The following is a 14,025-nucleotide window of genomic DNA, read 5'->3' on the forward strand; positions in this document are numbered from 1 at the left end:
CACTCGCCTCCAGCGCCGCAAAGGATGGCGAGTTTATGAAGCAGGAAATGTTGATCAATGCTGCCCAGCCCGAGGAATGTCGAATTGCCATTGTAGAAGACGGCGTCCTGGAAGAGCTTTACATCGAACGTGCTGACCAGGAAAGCTACGTCGGCAACATCTACAAGGGAATCGTCGTCAATCTCGAGCCGAGCATTCAAGCGGCGTTTGTGGATTTTGGAATCGGTCGGAATGGGTTCCTGCACGTCAGCGATGTGGAACCCCAGTATTTCCGTCAGGCCGGATATGACCCGGACGAACTTGGCGATTTGCCGCCCCCTGCGTCGGGAGTTCTCAACGGCCTGGATGGTGAAACCACTCGCCCTGCTCGAAATCGCCGGAATAATATTCGGCCCAGGGTTCGTCCCCCCATTCAAAGCATCTTCCGCCGCGGCGATGAGGTGATCGTTCAGGTGATCAAAGAGGGCATCGGCAACAAAGGGCCGACGCTCTCCACTTATATCAGCATTCCGGGACGTTATCTCGTCCTGATGCCTGCCTTAGGTCGGGTGGGAATTTCCCGCAAAATCGAAGACGAGGCCACACGCCGCCGGCTCCGCGAAATCATGCATCAGCTCGATTTGCCCAAAGGATTGGGGTTCATCGTCCGCACGGCGGGAGCCGACCGCACCAGAAAAGAGCTTTCCCGCGACCTCGCCTATCTCCTCCGCCTCTGGAAGGTGATCGTGCGGCGGATCAAAAAGCTGGAAGCACCGGTGGACATCTACCAGGAAAGCGACATGATCATCCGCACCATTCGCGATATCTTCAGTGCGGAGGTGGGAACCATCATCATCGACGAGCCGAAAACATACGAGCGGGCGAAGGAATTCCTGGAAATGGTCATGCCCCGGTATGTGGACCGGCTCAAATATTACGACGGAAAGGAACCCCTCTTCCATAAGTACGGTTTGGAAAAAGAGATAAGTATCATCCATCAGCGTGAAGTGCCGCTGTCTCCCGGTGGATCCATCGTCATCGATCAGACCGAAGCTCTGGTGGCGATCGATGTCAATAGCGGCAATTTCCGGGTGGATGACTCGGCCGAAGAAACCGCGTTCCAGATCAATCTCATCGCCGCCAAGGAAATTGCCCGGCAAATTCGCCTGCGTGATCTGGGGGGTGTCATCGTCAACGATTTTATTGACATGCGAAAAGAGAAACATCGCCGAGCGGTCGAGAGGGCACTGCGGGAGGCGATGCGCCGCGATCGCGCAAGGACCAAAATCCTCCGCACCAGTCCATTCGGTTTGATCGAGATGACGCGCCAGCGGATTCGCCCCAGTTTGAAAAGGACCCTTTACCGGGATTGTCCTCTGTGTAAAGGGGCCGGTTGGGTCAAAACCGTGGAGACGATGGCCATCGAAACGATGCGGCAACTTCTCCTGGCGGTACTTGTGGATCGCGTGGCCAAGATTACAGTGACCGTTCATGAAGAAGTTGCTGAATATCTCAATAATAATAAACGGCGTTTCATTACTGACTTGGAAACAAAAAATAACGTGACGATTCGAGTGGCGGGTGAAAAACACGTTTCGCCCGAGCATTTGGTCATTGAATGCCGGGATAAGGAAGATCGAATTTTGGCAATGCCGAAGTGAGAGAAGTCTTTCGGCCGGGTTAGCCGCGGGGTCTCGGTCAGTCAAAAATCACGAGTGCCATGCCGCCATGAACTCTTACGCATGGCGGGAGATGAGTAACCCGAAATTGGCAGGGCCAATCACTTGGCCGCGATAATAAGACCCCTATCCGAAAACCGAACTGCGTCCAGGGAATCACGCCAATGTTGAGGTTTTCGGATAGATTCTTATTCTCCGACGTCACCCTGCCGAGGGCGTCGTAGATGAGATGGTTGACCACGGTAGTCATGTCGCTCCCCGGATCATACTTGGCGATGTCCCGAACCGTGTTCAAGTGGTCCGTCAGCGTCCACTGTACGGTTTCATCAGCCCCATTGTCAACATTTTCCTCAGCCAAAATCTGGTCCACCGCCGGGCCTTCCAAATGTGACAGGGCGAATGGACCCTCACTGTGTCCTTATCTGCACGAATGCTGGAAGGGCCTTGGAGCAATGTCCCCTCATTGTCGTTTTGTTTCCAGCAAGCCGACGGCAACACCCAACGATAGTAGCGTCTTCTGGCGGGCTGGGCGATCCTCCTGGACTAGTCCCTCGATAAAGTCTATTCTGCCCACCAACGCACAACTCGCACCTAAAGCTAGCCATGCTTCGCCGGTCGATGACAAATCCCCTGCCTCTTTACGTAGTATAGACGTTTCCAAGTTTTCAATGAAATGAATGGCCTCTTGGACGCAACCCGCCCTCGCGAGGACAGAAACCATCAACGGAAGTATCGTGAAGCTCGCCAAGCCTTGATCGAACTGCGAACCCTGCATTACTAGCCGAAACGTTTTCATAGCCAAGCTGTGCGCCTTCTGCGTGTCTCCGAGTTCTAAGAAAAGATCGGCTAGTAAGCAGTAGTCAACTGCGTTGGCAAATTCAAGCCTTTCAGATCGCGAATCCAGGAATCGCAAAAGCTCTTCGGCTGCAACCCTGCTTCCAACGGTGTCGCCTGCCTCCAATCTTCTCCAGGCAACCTCTAGACTGGGCACTGGTTTCTCGTTTTCCGATTGGTTTGGCTGTGTTTGTTCTTCTTTGTCTTGCGCCGGCGCTTCCGCGAAGGCAACGACCGCGCCTCTCAAACTGTTCAAGAAACCGGGTCTTGGCGCCTCCTTGCGTCCATGACGACGGCATTCTGCAATCACTTGCTCTACCCGAGCAATTTCAATAGGATCGGCCTTTCCCAAATCCCTTGCAATGCGCAGCGTCTTTTCTGCCGCAGCATAATGCCCGGCCTTGGCTCCATATTCCGCCGCGCGAAGCAACACCGAAGCACGGGCACGCTCATCCGCAATCTTTCGCGCCGCGCCCAGCGTCGCTTCAAGGTCGCCTCGAATCATCCGGAATAGTGCTATAAGACGCAACGCCCGAGTTCGAGGACTGTCCGCGAAGCGAGAATCCGATTCTCGCTTGGGACCAACTTCTATACCGTCGGAAAGAGTTTCTGCTAATCGCTCTGCAAGGTCCACGTGTCCATGAGACGCAAGCGCTCCGCACAGCAAGATGATCCCGTCGGCTTTGGCAGCCGCTTCATTCACGCGCGAAATAACATTGAAGGCAGTACGGAATTGCTGCAACTGAACGTAGGCATTTGCGAATAGAACCGCATTTTCTGCTCGCTCGTCCTCGGTCAATTGGTCGTACCACGTCCGAGAACGATCCACCCACCGTCTTAGGTTAAGGTCCTCCACGGGCTCGTCGCATAAGAAGGTGGCCTCATGCGTGTCACACATTGCAACCAAGCAAAACACTATTGGCAACCACAGACTCATGAGGAAGGCCTCCCAATCGTACCAGACGTAAATGCGTGATTTATCGCCGAAAACATAGTCGCGTCATGGAATTTTATCACCACCACATAATCCCTGTTGACGACTTTGCGAGTACCGCCCGAACGAACTTTTATCAAAAGGTTCTATTCAAGCGTGCGTGTCTGCAGCTTCACCCCCGCCATGGCTTTCCGATGTTCCTTCGAGCAAGGTCGGCGCACGCTTCGGACACCCTCCTTGCAAATCTGCAGAAAAGCGCGGAGGAGGAGCTACCTCCAGACCGAATCGCCAGATCCAGAGCGCATCGGTCGCCTAAAGTGCGATCTGACGCATCCCCAGCGGCGATATCTGGGCACATTCTTCCGTCACCGCGATGTGCAGCAAGGATCGCTTCAACGGCGCGCTTGTACCATCGAGCGCAATCTGTCTGCGGCTGAAACTCATTGAGTGCCCGCAGGAACTTAGACAATTGCTCTTGCAGCACGTTACTCGGTAGATCGAGCAAAACGGTGAGGCTTCCCGGCTTGGTGGGATCAGCAACCTCTTTAAGCAAGTCTTTCACCGTGTTGGCCGCCTCGATTGCGTCCAGAAATGTTGTGTTTGGGTCGCTAGAGTGCTCGTCGCCTTTTCCTGAAGGGTCAGTTGACATGATCGGGCTATTCTTGACATACCGATACAAATTCCCATCACCACCAGCGAAGCCGATCGGGTCCTCGCTCAGCCAGCGGCCGACGTGGGCATCGTACCAGCGGTTGAGATTGTTTTGAAGGTCCGTGTCACTATCGAATGGTCTACTGGTGAATAAAAAGAGACTATCAATCGTCGGATTACTTTCCGACGTGACCCGGCCAAAAGCGTCATAAGTGAGGTGATTGACCACGGTGGTCATGTCGCTGCCCGGATCATACTTGGCGACGTCCCGGACCGTGTTCAGGTGGTCCGTCAGCGTCCACTGTACAAGGTCGGCCGTGCCGCCGTCAACGGTCTCCTCGGCCAGGATCTGATCCACCGCCGGGCCCCAAAATACCGCTGGCGGAGGTGGCCGATCTGAGGGTGCTCGAAGCTGCTCGCCAAACAGCCCGGCACGTGCGTTCATCGGGGTTGGTTGGGTAAGTGATCGTTTTGGCCGGCGCCTCCTGAACCGCGCTTTTTCTGACAAGTCTCGTTGGCGTCATTGCTCCCTGAGGCCCCATTTCCCTCCCTCGGTGGAGCAGCACGACCGTTCGTGAAACGTGAGCCGGGGTGGCGTAACCCCTTCGGCGGAACCACCGTCCCGTCCATCAGTACTACAACATTGAGAATGGAGGGCAAGCCCCCCAATGCTCCGCCTGGCCTACCCCAATACTCGATGACCCAATACCACCGATCACCCGCGCGCGGCACGAGGCTGATGCCTTCCAGGGACCATAGCGTGTCTCTGTCGGCAGAAGACCTGAGCAGTCTCGCCTTCTCCCGCTCGGCCAGGGCAAGTGCCTTTCTGGCCGACAGGGGCGGATTCGCTTCATTCGGTCGCCACGGCGGACTGCGCCGAAGCATTTCGCAGGATATCGTGGTGACAAAGTCCCGGCCATTAAACGAGCTGTACACCTTTTCTCTTACCGGCAATGACGGAGTGCCCGGTCTTGTTGCCCAATAGATCGACGGCGACTCGTCATCCCGTATACCATACTCCCTGGGCTGAACGAGCGTCCCATCCAGCAGCACCGCAAGCGTGAGCCCATACAGCTCGTCGCGGTCATAGTGGACCTTATAGGAAATTTCCCAATACCAGTGGTCCTCCCAGGGCCTAAGCCTAACTTTATCCAGGTACCAAAAAATACCATGCTGTGGCGAGTCCTTGACCAGTCGGGACTTTTCCTTCTCCGCAAGTTTGAGTGCCTTTCTGGCCGGAAAAGGCGGATTCGGCTCGCTCTCACGCCAGGGGGGAGATCCGTCCAAAGCTTCCCAGGAAATCTCTGTGGAGAACACCCTTGTGTCCGGAGAGCAGTCCTCCCACGTTATAGCAGGGCCCGGCTCTACGTCAGGACAACGAGGCCCCAGAACAACCGCAATCGCGAAAAACAAATTTGAGACGACACGCATAAGACACTTTTTCAGCTACAAAGGCATCACGCAATATTACCTGGCCATGGCTCCGGGAGCTCTCCAGCGAACAACATCTGCACAACACGTGTTGCGCCGGACGTTGTCCATGTCGCTATGACTTTACGAACAAAGGTACCCGACCTCGGCTGAAGCCCCGCAAACGCGTTGGCGTTTCTTGTAGAACGCAACTCCCCCGCATGGGTCATCGGATTGTTGGGAACAAAGTCGGCCGGCAAGTTCGTGTATGGATAGAACGCGGCAAATCCTGTCATCACGATGGTGCCGCAAGTGTCTGGGAGGCCATTAGGCTGGCTGAATTCGTCATCGACAGCCACTCCCGGCCTGGTCACTGGGGATGGCTGACCTGGCCGCACTTCCCACGCTTCCCAATAGCCCCACCTTCCATCATCCCGCGGATCGTGAATTCTGTTGCCGTTTGCATCCCTGACATCGAACTCAGCCGTGACATACTGTATAATCCAGCTTGTCGAGGGAAGGCCTGTGTGTTTTGGCGGCATGATGGGGCGAGGTTCTACAATCCAATTGATGACGGCCCTGAAGCCCCCCCATTTGCCTTCGTTTACCCGAGGCCGAGCTCCTACCCGGAGAGAATAATACCGGACGGGTTCCCATTCGGCTGCCCCTTCGCCGGTGGGATCGGGAATCGTCCCCGGGCTATTGCCGCAGTAAACATACAGGTTCACCCCACCACCGAATTGGATCGGGTCTTCGCTCAGCCAGCGGCCGACACGGGCATCGTACCAGCGGTTGAGGTTGTTCTGCAGGCCAGTGTCGGCATCGAATGGCCGGGCCGCGAAGAACTTTCAATCATCACTCATAGAATTGCTCAGACAGATAATCACTCCACATGACACTTCGTAGATAGACCGATGTCGCTTTTCAGTGTGCAAACAACGATGCAAAACCGATGGTGACTATTCATCCGTGGTGTGATTAACCAGTGACAACACGACCGGATATTCAATAACCTGGTAACGAATAACTTGACCAGCATCCCTCCCTTGATCCAGGCAAATCCAGCAATCTCCCATGGTGTTGACGATGTAATAATACCTGGCCTTCTGCGATGCATTCCGTGCGTCTCGCTTTGACTCATCGAGGAAGGCGAACCACTGCTCTTTTGGTGCATGTCGAGACTTTATTGCGAGATCCTCAATATATTGGCAAGGATCCCATTTTCTCTCAACCATCCCCGTAGTCTTCCCTTCTCGAATTAGGGTCCTAAAGTCCACGTTGAGAATAGCTCGGTCCTCGAGGATCAAACAACAGTTAAACCGGGGGACAAGATGCGAATACCCAAGGAAATAATCGAGGATGCTCATTTGTGCGGAATACTCGACTCCCTGAGATACATGATGGAAGGTAAGATTCCCCTGTTTGTCAGAGCGAAGAGGTTTACTAGGTAGAAAGTCAGTGACGGGATAACCCCACGATACCTGTCCTACTTCATCTACCACCCGTAACTCAACCCCTTCAACCGGGTTGCCGCGGCGGTCAAGGAATGTCATCCGCACTTCCACCGTGGGGTAGCTTCCCACAAATTCTGAAGGCAACTGGAGCACATACAGGCCTACACCCACCCCTAACGCACCTAACAATACGCCACCAAAGACCCACAAGAGTTTCTGGCGAGAGCATCGCAACGCCAACATAGGGTACAACCTTTTATGGAGAAGATAGACTTCCGCACTTGCGCGCAGCGCGAGTCTTCATCCAATTGTACACAGGATTGCCTCGTAAACTGTGACCCGGTACCACCAGCCACATAATTGTGTGAGCATTCATCAGTTCGCCCTTTGAGTCATCATCGACTGTCCCATACATGTGCGTCAGTTCGTGGAACAGAATTCGGTCCTGCCAATCGACATCCCTCTCGAACCAAGTCGGACGAATCCCCTGATTGAACGCAATGTACGGCCGAGGAAAACCGATAATGGAAAAAATGGGAAAAGTCGGTCCCTGAATCGCGTCGGAATCAGGATGCGAAGAGCTAAGATCATACCTAAAAAACCGGAGGACATCCTTCTTCGAGCGAATCCCGTTCAACACTCTAGCCAACACGTTCCGGAGGGCTTGCAGTTCTCTACCAAGCTCGCAACGCATGCATTGGGACAGACTGCTCATCTCCAAATCAATTTCCTTAATCACAAGGGGCAATCGGAAGGCGATTCGATCCAGAGACTGCATCACCATGGATCGAAATCCATCCGGCCATTCATAACCTGCCCATTCTCCCCACACGATTAAGTACAAGCCATTTGGGTCTATTCCATATGATGCACGATTTCCCACATACCGATACAAATTCCCGTCGCCACCGGCAAAGCCGATCGGGTCCGCGCTCAGCCAGCGGCCGACTTTTTATGCTTCCACGACCCCGCGACAGTACCCTGCGATCATGTCCGACAACTCACGATCACAGTTGTCTCTGCGTGTGGCACATAGGTGCCCCGTTTTAAAGAATACCTTTATTCGGTAACTCATCCCTGCACAATTTAGTGTAATGTGTGCTCTATATTCGGCATTGCAGATTTATTAGCCATACTCGCGGGATACATCACCCATTGGCGATTCTTGCGGATCCAGACAACCTTGAGCGGCACACGGAAAACGACCACGCGATCGCAACAACCGAAACGCGTGTCGCCGGGACATCGGCAGAATAGCTCCAACTCCATCGTTTCCACTTCAGCCCGCGGTATCCAATCCACCGAGGCCTCGAACCGCAGGGGGAGTGCGAGATGTCCTCGTGGCTCAACATCCTTCCATACAAAGGCGGGACCTAGCAATAATCTTGCGTAAAACACAGCATCTGAACCTAACATGTTGTCAATTATACAGAACAAATCGCGACGTTTGTCATATAGTCTACTGTCATACTTCGCGATACCATGGAGCGTGGCCATGACAAGCAACTCGGACAACCATACCCGGCAAGGTGTTGGAGACTGATTTTCGAGAATGACCACACCAGAAAGCTTGCATTTCTGGTGCATTTCATCAAATTCACCAGTAAGCCAAATCAGAGACCCTTTAAGCCTTTGTTTGGATTCCTTGTTTCGAACTCGCTCGTCTGCCCGCTTGGCTATCCATCGTTCAAACATCTCGATGTTGACTTTAGTTCCCCTACCTGTAACCCGATCAGGATGCAGTGATTTCATCGTGTCGAGATACGACAGAACGCAGTCAGTAACTCTCGTATTGTCAAGAAGCAGCATCTCCAGCCGATCGTGGTGAGCTAGTGCTCCGTCACAGGAAAATTTTGGGATTGTCTTGGGTGGGTGGGATGGGATAGGATCGGTGGTCGTTTCCGTTCCCTTTTGCCAAGGAGGGTTGCCATGCGAAAGAAGTATATTGTCCGGCTGACCGAGGAAGAACGTCAGAAATGCCAGGAGGTCATTCGCAAGCTGAAGGGGACCAGCCAGAAGGTCCGTCGCGCTCAGATTCTGCTGAAGGTGGACGCGGACGGTCCGGCCTGGACGGACCAACAGATTGCCGAAGCGTTCGGGTGTCGGCGGCAGACGGTAGAGAAGATTCGTCAGCGTTTTGTGGAACGGGGTTTTGAGGAGACGCTGGAAGGGAAGAGCCGGTCGGGGCACCAGCGAACAAGATTCTGGATGGGGAGGTGGAAGCGAAAATCATTGCCACCCGTTTGGGGCCGCCGCCTGCGGGTTACGGTCAGTGGACGCTTCGCCTCCTGGCCCGTCGGTTGGTGGAGCTGAAAGTGGTGGAATCGATCAGCCACGAGACAGTACGCCGGGCGCTAAAAAAAACGAGATCACGGCGCGGAAGATTCAGTACTGGGTGATACCGCCGGAGGCGGATGCGGAGTTTGTCGCTCAGATGGAAGAGGTGCTGGAGGTGTATTGTCGGCCATATGATCCGTTGCATCCGGTCGTTTGCATGGATGAGCAGCCGGTGCAGTTGGTGAAGGAAGTGCGGCGTCCGATTCCGGCGACGAGAGGGCATCCCCGGCGAGTGGATTACGAGTATGAACGAGCGGGGACGGCGGCGATCTTCCTGTTTTGCGAGCCCTTGGTCGGTTGGCGTCAGGCGACGGCGCGGGAACGTCGGACGAAGAGCGACTGGGCCACGGAGGTGGCAGCGCTTTTGGACGGGCGTTACGCGGACTGTGAGCGGATCACGCTGATCTGCGACAACCTGAACACGCACACGAAAGGGGCGTTTTACGAGGTGTTCCCAGCGGAGCGGGCTCGTCAGTACGTTCGTCGCATTGAGTTTGTTTACACGCCGAAACACGGCAGTTGGCTGAACGTGGCGGAGTGCGAGTTGAGCTGTTTGACCCGGCAGTGCCTGGCGGGGCGTCGTGTGGGAGAGTTACGTCTTCTTCAGGAGGAAATTGCGGCGTGGTCGGGAGACCTCAACGCTCGGCAGCGGGGTGTCGACTGGCAAATGACCGCGGAAGATGCCCGCTGCAAACTGAAGTCTGTTTATCCCAAAATTATCCTGTGACGGAGCACTAGATACGCAATACCGTTATCTGTCACTGCAGTCCCTGCTAAGTTAAGCACTCGCAGATGCGTAAGCCCGCGCAGCTCCTTCAAGGCTTTGTCGGTAATCGCGGTATTCGACAGATCAAGCACCTCAAGGCATTGCAATTCCGAAATCCATGCCGCTACCTTGTCTGTCACTTTTGTGTTCGGCAGTCCCAACTCGCGAAGATGTTTCCGGCTTGAGATTAACTGCCATGCACCCAAATCAGTAATAGTATCTCCACCAACAACCAAACCTTCAATGTTTTCGCCGTTGCCGAAATCCCTTAACCATTGGTCCGAAAGTCCAACGTTGTACAGACAAATACGCTTAAGCTGTGGAAGTGCTGCCAAACTTCTAATCGATCTACGGTTAAGCCTGGTCCTGCTAATATCAACGTCCACTAGAAACCGCCAGTGGTCAAACGAAACATCAACTACTTTGTCGAAACCACAATCCTGAATCTTCATATACCTCAGCAAGCGCAGGCGCTTTAGGTGGTCCCAAGCATTTGGCGTGATAGTCGTGCCGACTATAAAAACATCCTCAGCACGTGGGAGCAAGTGATGTCTGGAAACCTGGTCCCATATTGTTTCCCGGGTGACCATAAATCCGTCGGTCGTTTGTAGGACACGCAGGGAAAGCGATTCTTCATGCCAAGCAGCCCACTCCCTAGACATCCACAAGCAAAGCACGAGGAACCAGGTATTAAAGGTAAGCATTGATGAGAACCTCCACTGGGCATTCCGGTGAGCACAACAGGTCGCTCTGACGCCACGCCCTTATGCACGTAGCGCACCAAGCCCCGCAACAGCGGTCCTTGTCTCCTAGACAATTCATAGTTAGAGTCAGACCACAGAACCCTCTCGCGTCGGGAGGCAGCTTGTAGCGCCTGTCACTTGGCCCAATACCCTCTCTCATCTGACGCTCCATATCCTTATCACATATCACATATATCGTCACTGTGTCACAGCGTTGATTCGCCTCGCCACATTTGTAACGCTCTGGTCGCCCATCGTCACAGAACTTTCTACGATTATCACACAGCTTCTGCTGAAACTCCTTGGCCTTGTTAATTGCATTGCGTAGGCCCGCAAACGCGTTCTCTTCACGTATCACCCGGTGCCATTCCGGGAACCCGGGTATTCGGTACCGCTCTGGGATCGTACCGTGCTGATATTGTGAAGAAAAACAAGAGACGATACCAACATAGTTCCCGCATCTGGTCACTATGGAGTGATTTGGAACCGCGTGCTGATTGATGAACTCGCTCGCTTCTAAACCAAAATGACCACCGAAAATCCAAATATGACAGGGCCAGTAACTTGTGGTTCCCCGCTTCGACTGCCTCTAAAGTCTATAAAGTTACTCGGATTGTTCTGAACATACCGATACAAATTCCCGTCACCCCCCGCGAAGCCGATCGGGTCCTCGCTCAGCCAGCGGCCCACGCGGGCATCGTACCAGCGGTTGAGGTTGTTCTGAAGTTGGGTGTCACTATCGAACGGTCTACCCGTGAATACAAAGAGACTATTGCTGACTAACAACGGACAGTTATTAAAGAAGAAAATATCCCCTGCTGCCGGATTAGAGCCTATCCGAAAACCGAAGTGCGTCCAGGGAATCACGCCAATGTTGAGGTTTTCGGATAGATTCTTATTCTCCGACGTCACCTTGCCGAAGGCGTCGTAGATGAGGTGGTTGACCACGGTCATCGCCCCCTTGCCTCCGCCAAATCTGGGTTGTCCAGCCTTGGGTCCACGCTGCCAAGCGTTTGTGGGCCGAAGCTGACAATATCCCGGATTGTGCCTAGCGGAAATGTCCCAAACGGTATTCAGTTGGTCCGTCCAGTGTGCCGTTAACGCGTTTACGTGGTCCGTCAGCGTCCACTGTACGGTTTCATCAGCCCCGTTGTCAACATTTTCCTCGGCCAGAATCTAATCCGCCGCAGGGTTGGCAGGAAGAGTTTGTCGCAGGGGAGGCGCTCAACGAAAACGCCGGGCACGGTTGCGGAAGTGCAGATAGTCCGCCAACACGTCTGCCAGGGGACGGCTGGTGTCCACCACAACGTGCTCGGCCTTGTTCCGCTGGCACAGCTCCGACAACCGGTTTTGGAAGGTCTGAAACGCTGCAAGATAGTGCGGCCGAAGGTCTTCCGGCCGAGTGATCAACTCATCAGCGATCTCCAGGCCGATGAATTTGGTGGGACCTCGGAATTCAAAGGCGATTTCATCGTGGTGAAGCACCTGCATGAGGACAACTTCATGTCGGGCAAAGCGGAGGCGCTGGATGGCGGATTCCAGCTCGTCAAGATTGGCGAAAAAGTCGCTTACGATGATGACGATTTCCCGTCGCTGAAACCGGGCGGCAAGCTGGGCCAGGCATTCTCCCATGGAGGTTTTACCGCGGGGTTCGGAATCGTCGAGGTGCTCCGTCATGCGCACGATCTGCGCAAGGGCGTTGCTGGGAGGCACGAACCCGCGAGGCTGATCGTCAAAGGTGGAGAGGGAAACTTTGTCACCCTGTGCCAAAACGGCGTAACCGAGCGTGACGACCAGTCGAGCGGCATAGCGCAGTTTTTGCTGGTCACCTTCCCCGTAGCGCATGGAAGCGCTTGTGTCGAGCACGAAATGGCAGACCAGGTTGGTCTCCATCGCGTACTGCTTCACGACATATCGGCCCCGGTTGAAATAGACTCGCCAGTCGATGTATTTGGGGTCATCGCCCCAGACGTACTCCCGATGACCGACGAACTCCACGGCAAATCCAGCCAGGGCCGATCGGTGCGATCCCGCCAGATTTCCCTGGACAACACCGTAGGGCTCAAAACGTTGCCGGGCGATCCGGGCAAGCACGTCGGCATCGAGGTAACGGGAAAGGATCGATTTAGGCATACACTTTCTCTTGTCGCATTGTCTTCGAATTCAATGTGGGCCTGGGTGATCAGGCCTGAACTCGATCCCGGAGGACCCGCGGAGATGGTTTCTCGTATTTAGCGTCCGGAGGTACGGCCTCCATCAGCATTTCAATCAGTCGATCGCTGGTGAGATTGTTGGCCTGGGCTGCGTAATTTCCTGCGATGCGGTGCCGGAGGGCCGGTTTGAGAACGGCCTGGACGTCGCCGATGGTGGCATGGTACCGCCCGTGCAGGACGGCCCGGGCCTTGGCGCAGGTGACAAGCGTGAGCAGGCCGCGTGGTCCCGCCCCCCAGGCGACCCAACGGGTGACGAAGTCGGGACTTTCGTCGGAACCAGGTCGCGAGGCCCGGACGATGGCCCAGGCGTACCCCAAAACCTGATCGGAAATGGGGATCCGCGTGACCAGTTTTTGGAATTCAACGAGTTCCTCACCCGTCATGAGAGGTTCAATGGTTCCCTGCTGTCCGCTCGTCACGCGGCGGGCAATTTCCCATTCCTCCTCTGCCGAAGGGTAGTCCACCTTGATGTATAGGAGGAAGCGATCGAGTTGCGCCTCCGGGAGTGGGTAGGTCCCTTCCTGTTCCAGGGGATTTTGAGTGGCCAGGACAAAGAAGGGATCCGGAAGCCGATACACGCGACCTCCGGCCGTCACCTGGCGTTCCTGCATAGCCTCCAGCATAGCGGCCTGAGTTTTGGGCGGGGTTCGATTGATCTCGTCCGCCAGGATCATGTTGGCAAAAATGGGCCCGGGAAGGAATTTGTAGCCCCGCTCCCCGGTTTTGGGGTCCTCCTGGATGACATCTGTCCCGGTCACGTCGCTGGGCATGAGGTCCGGCGTAAACTGGATTCGCTTGAAAGTAAGATGGGTGGCCTGGGCCAGCGAACTGACAAGCAGGGTTTTGGCCAGGCCGGGCACACCCTCCAACAGCGCGTGTCCCCGGGCGAGGATCGCAATGAGGACCTCTTCGATCACCCGTTGCTGGCCGACGATCACCTTGGCCAGCTCTTCCCGAATGCGTAAATAAGCCTGGTGGCAGCGTTCGACGGCTGCCGCATCATGGGTGGAGATTTCTTGCTGCAT

14 protein-coding genes and 1 pseudogene are annotated in these 14,025 nt (G+C 54.8%); 4 read left to right on the top strand and 11 right to left on the bottom strand.

Annotation, left to right across the window (positions count from 1 at the left end; all coding sequences use genetic code 11):
- Positions 1–35 precede the first annotated feature (35 nt).
- Positions 36–1,640 carry an Rne/Rng family ribonuclease gene (locus tag THTE_RS16305; RefSeq protein ID WP_095416436.1) on the top strand — a complete coding sequence of 535 codons (1,605 nt, stop codon included), beginning with the start codon at positions 36–38 and terminating at the stop codon, positions 1,638–1,640.
- A 37-nt stretch (positions 1,641–1,677) separates the two neighbouring features.
- Here THTE_RS16305 and THTE_RS16310 read toward each other — a convergent pair whose 3' ends face one another.
- The 7 genes and pseudogenes from THTE_RS16310 to THTE_RS16345 form a co-directional block, all read right to left on the bottom strand.
- Positions 1,678–2,028: a hypothetical protein gene (locus THTE_RS16310; RefSeq protein ID WP_095416437.1), complete on the bottom strand. Its 351-nt coding sequence runs from the start codon at positions 2,026–2,028 to the stop codon at positions 1,678–1,680.
- A 90-nt stretch (positions 2,029–2,118) separates the two neighbouring features.
- Positions 2,119–3,429, bottom strand: a complete 1,311-nt coding sequence (locus THTE_RS16315) for a hypothetical protein (RefSeq protein ID WP_095416438.1) — start codon at positions 3,427–3,429, stop codon at positions 2,119–2,121.
- A gap of 169 nt (positions 3,430–3,598) precedes the next feature.
- Positions 3,599–4,522 (bottom strand): RHS repeat-associated core domain-containing protein, encoded by a 924-nt coding sequence (locus THTE_RS16320; protein WP_095416439.1) that lies wholly within the window; start codon positions 4,520–4,522, stop codon positions 3,599–3,601.
- Positions 4,519–5,394, bottom strand: coding sequence for a hypothetical protein (locus tag THTE_RS16325; RefSeq protein ID WP_157732105.1), 876 nt, complete (start codon positions 5,392–5,394; stop codon positions 4,519–4,521). Before THTE_RS16325 ends, THTE_RS16320 begins: the two co-directional genes overlap by 4 nt.
- 140 nt (positions 5,395–5,534) lie before the next feature.
- Positions 5,535–6,317 (bottom strand): annotated as a pseudogene (locus THTE_RS16330) (RHS repeat-associated core domain-containing protein); the annotation flags it as partial.
- A gap of 129 nt (positions 6,318–6,446) precedes the next feature.
- Entirely contained in the window at positions 6,447–7,112 is a 666-nt protein-coding gene (locus tag THTE_RS16335; RefSeq protein ID WP_157732178.1) for a hypothetical protein, read from the bottom strand.
- Between the two features lie 915 nt (positions 7,113–8,027).
- The gene (locus THTE_RS16345) at positions 8,028–8,750 is read right to left on the bottom strand and encodes a hypothetical protein (RefSeq protein ID WP_095416443.1); all 723 of its coding nucleotides are present in this window, start codon (positions 8,748–8,750) and stop codon (positions 8,028–8,030) included.
- A 120-nt stretch (positions 8,751–8,870) separates the two neighbouring features.
- Here THTE_RS16345 and THTE_RS16350 point away from each other — a divergent pair, with 120 nt between their 5' ends.
- Genes THTE_RS16350 through THTE_RS16355 form a run of 3 tightly spaced genes read left to right on the top strand, consistent with a single transcriptional unit; the run spans position 8,871 to position 10,005 of the window.
- The gene (locus THTE_RS16350; protein WP_095416444.1) at positions 8,871–9,254 is read left to right on the top strand and encodes a helix-turn-helix domain-containing protein; all 384 of its coding nucleotides are present in this window, start codon (positions 8,871–8,873) and stop codon (positions 9,252–9,254) included.
- On the top strand, positions 9,185–9,340 hold the full coding sequence (locus THTE_RS18735) for a hypothetical protein (protein ID WP_420823851.1): 156 nt from the start codon (positions 9,185–9,187) through the stop codon (positions 9,338–9,340). Before THTE_RS16350 ends, THTE_RS18735 begins: the two co-directional genes overlap by 70 nt.
- On the top strand, positions 9,310–10,005 hold the full coding sequence (locus THTE_RS16355) for an IS630 family transposase (RefSeq protein WP_420823860.1): 696 nt from the start codon (positions 9,310–9,312) through the stop codon (positions 10,003–10,005). The genes THTE_RS18735 and THTE_RS16355 overlap by 31 nt, the downstream gene beginning before the upstream one ends.
- On the opposite strand, the gene THTE_RS16360 is transcribed toward THTE_RS16355, so the two are convergent.
- The 4 genes from THTE_RS16360 to THTE_RS16375 all read right to left on the bottom strand — a co-directional run bounded on the left by THTE_RS16360 (position 9,984) and on the right by THTE_RS16375 (position 14,025).
- Entirely contained in the window at positions 9,984–10,748 is a 765-nt protein-coding gene (locus THTE_RS16360; protein ID WP_095416445.1) for a leucine-rich repeat domain-containing protein, read from the bottom strand. The genes THTE_RS16355 and THTE_RS16360 overlap by 22 nt on opposite strands.
- Before the next feature lie 555 nt (positions 10,749–11,303).
- The gene (locus THTE_RS16365) at positions 11,304–11,741 is read right to left on the bottom strand and encodes an RHS repeat-associated core domain-containing protein (RefSeq protein WP_095416446.1); all 438 of its coding nucleotides are present in this window, start codon (positions 11,739–11,741) and stop codon (positions 11,304–11,306) included.
- Between the two features lie 270 nt (positions 11,742–12,011).
- Positions 12,012–12,920: a DUF58 domain-containing protein gene (locus THTE_RS16370; protein WP_095416447.1), complete on the bottom strand. Its 909-nt coding sequence runs from the start codon at positions 12,918–12,920 to the stop codon at positions 12,012–12,014.
- A 49-nt stretch (positions 12,921–12,969) separates the two neighbouring features.
- The gene (locus THTE_RS16375) at positions 12,970–14,025 is read right to left on the bottom strand and encodes an AAA family ATPase (protein WP_095416930.1); all 1,056 of its coding nucleotides are present in this window, start codon (positions 14,023–14,025) and stop codon (positions 12,970–12,972) included.

The sequence above is a fragment of the Thermogutta terrifontis genome, assembly GCF_002277955.1.
Lineage (GTDB): Bacteria > Planctomycetota > Planctomycetia > Pirellulales > Thermoguttaceae > Thermogutta > Thermogutta terrifontis.

Excerpts from the sequence above, each read along its gene's own strand:
- THTE_RS16305 (WP_095416436.1), top strand. The coding sequence starts at position 36 with ATGAAGCAGGAAATGTTGATCAATGCTGCCCAGCCCGAGGAATGTCGA.
- THTE_RS16315 (WP_095416438.1), bottom strand. The coding sequence starts at position 3,429 with ATGAGTCTGTGGTTGCCAATAGTGTTTTGCTTGGTTGCAATGTGTGAC.
- THTE_RS16320 (WP_095416439.1), bottom strand. The coding sequence starts at position 4,522 with ATGAACGCACGTGCCGGGCTGTTTGGCGAGCAGCTTCGAGCACCCTCA.
- THTE_RS16345 (WP_095416443.1), bottom strand. The coding sequence starts at position 8,750 with ATGCTGCTTCTTGACAATACGAGAGTTACTGACTGCGTTCTGTCGTAT.
- THTE_RS16350 (WP_095416444.1), top strand. The coding sequence starts at position 8,871 with ATGCGAAAGAAGTATATTGTCCGGCTGACCGAGGAAGAACGTCAGAAA.
- THTE_RS16360 (WP_095416445.1), bottom strand. The coding sequence starts at position 10,748 with ATGCTTACCTTTAATACCTGGTTCCTCGTGCTTTGCTTGTGGATGTCT.
- THTE_RS16365 (WP_095416446.1), bottom strand. The coding sequence starts at position 11,741 with ATGACCGTGGTCAACCACCTCATCTACGACGCCTTCGGCAAGGTGACG.
- THTE_RS16370 (WP_095416447.1), bottom strand. The coding sequence starts at position 12,920 with ATGCCTAAATCGATCCTTTCCCGTTACCTCGATGCCGACGTGCTTGCC.
- THTE_RS16375 (WP_095416930.1), bottom strand. The coding sequence starts at position 14,025 with ATGCAGCAAGAAATCTCCACCCATGATGCGGCAGCCGTCGAACGCTGC.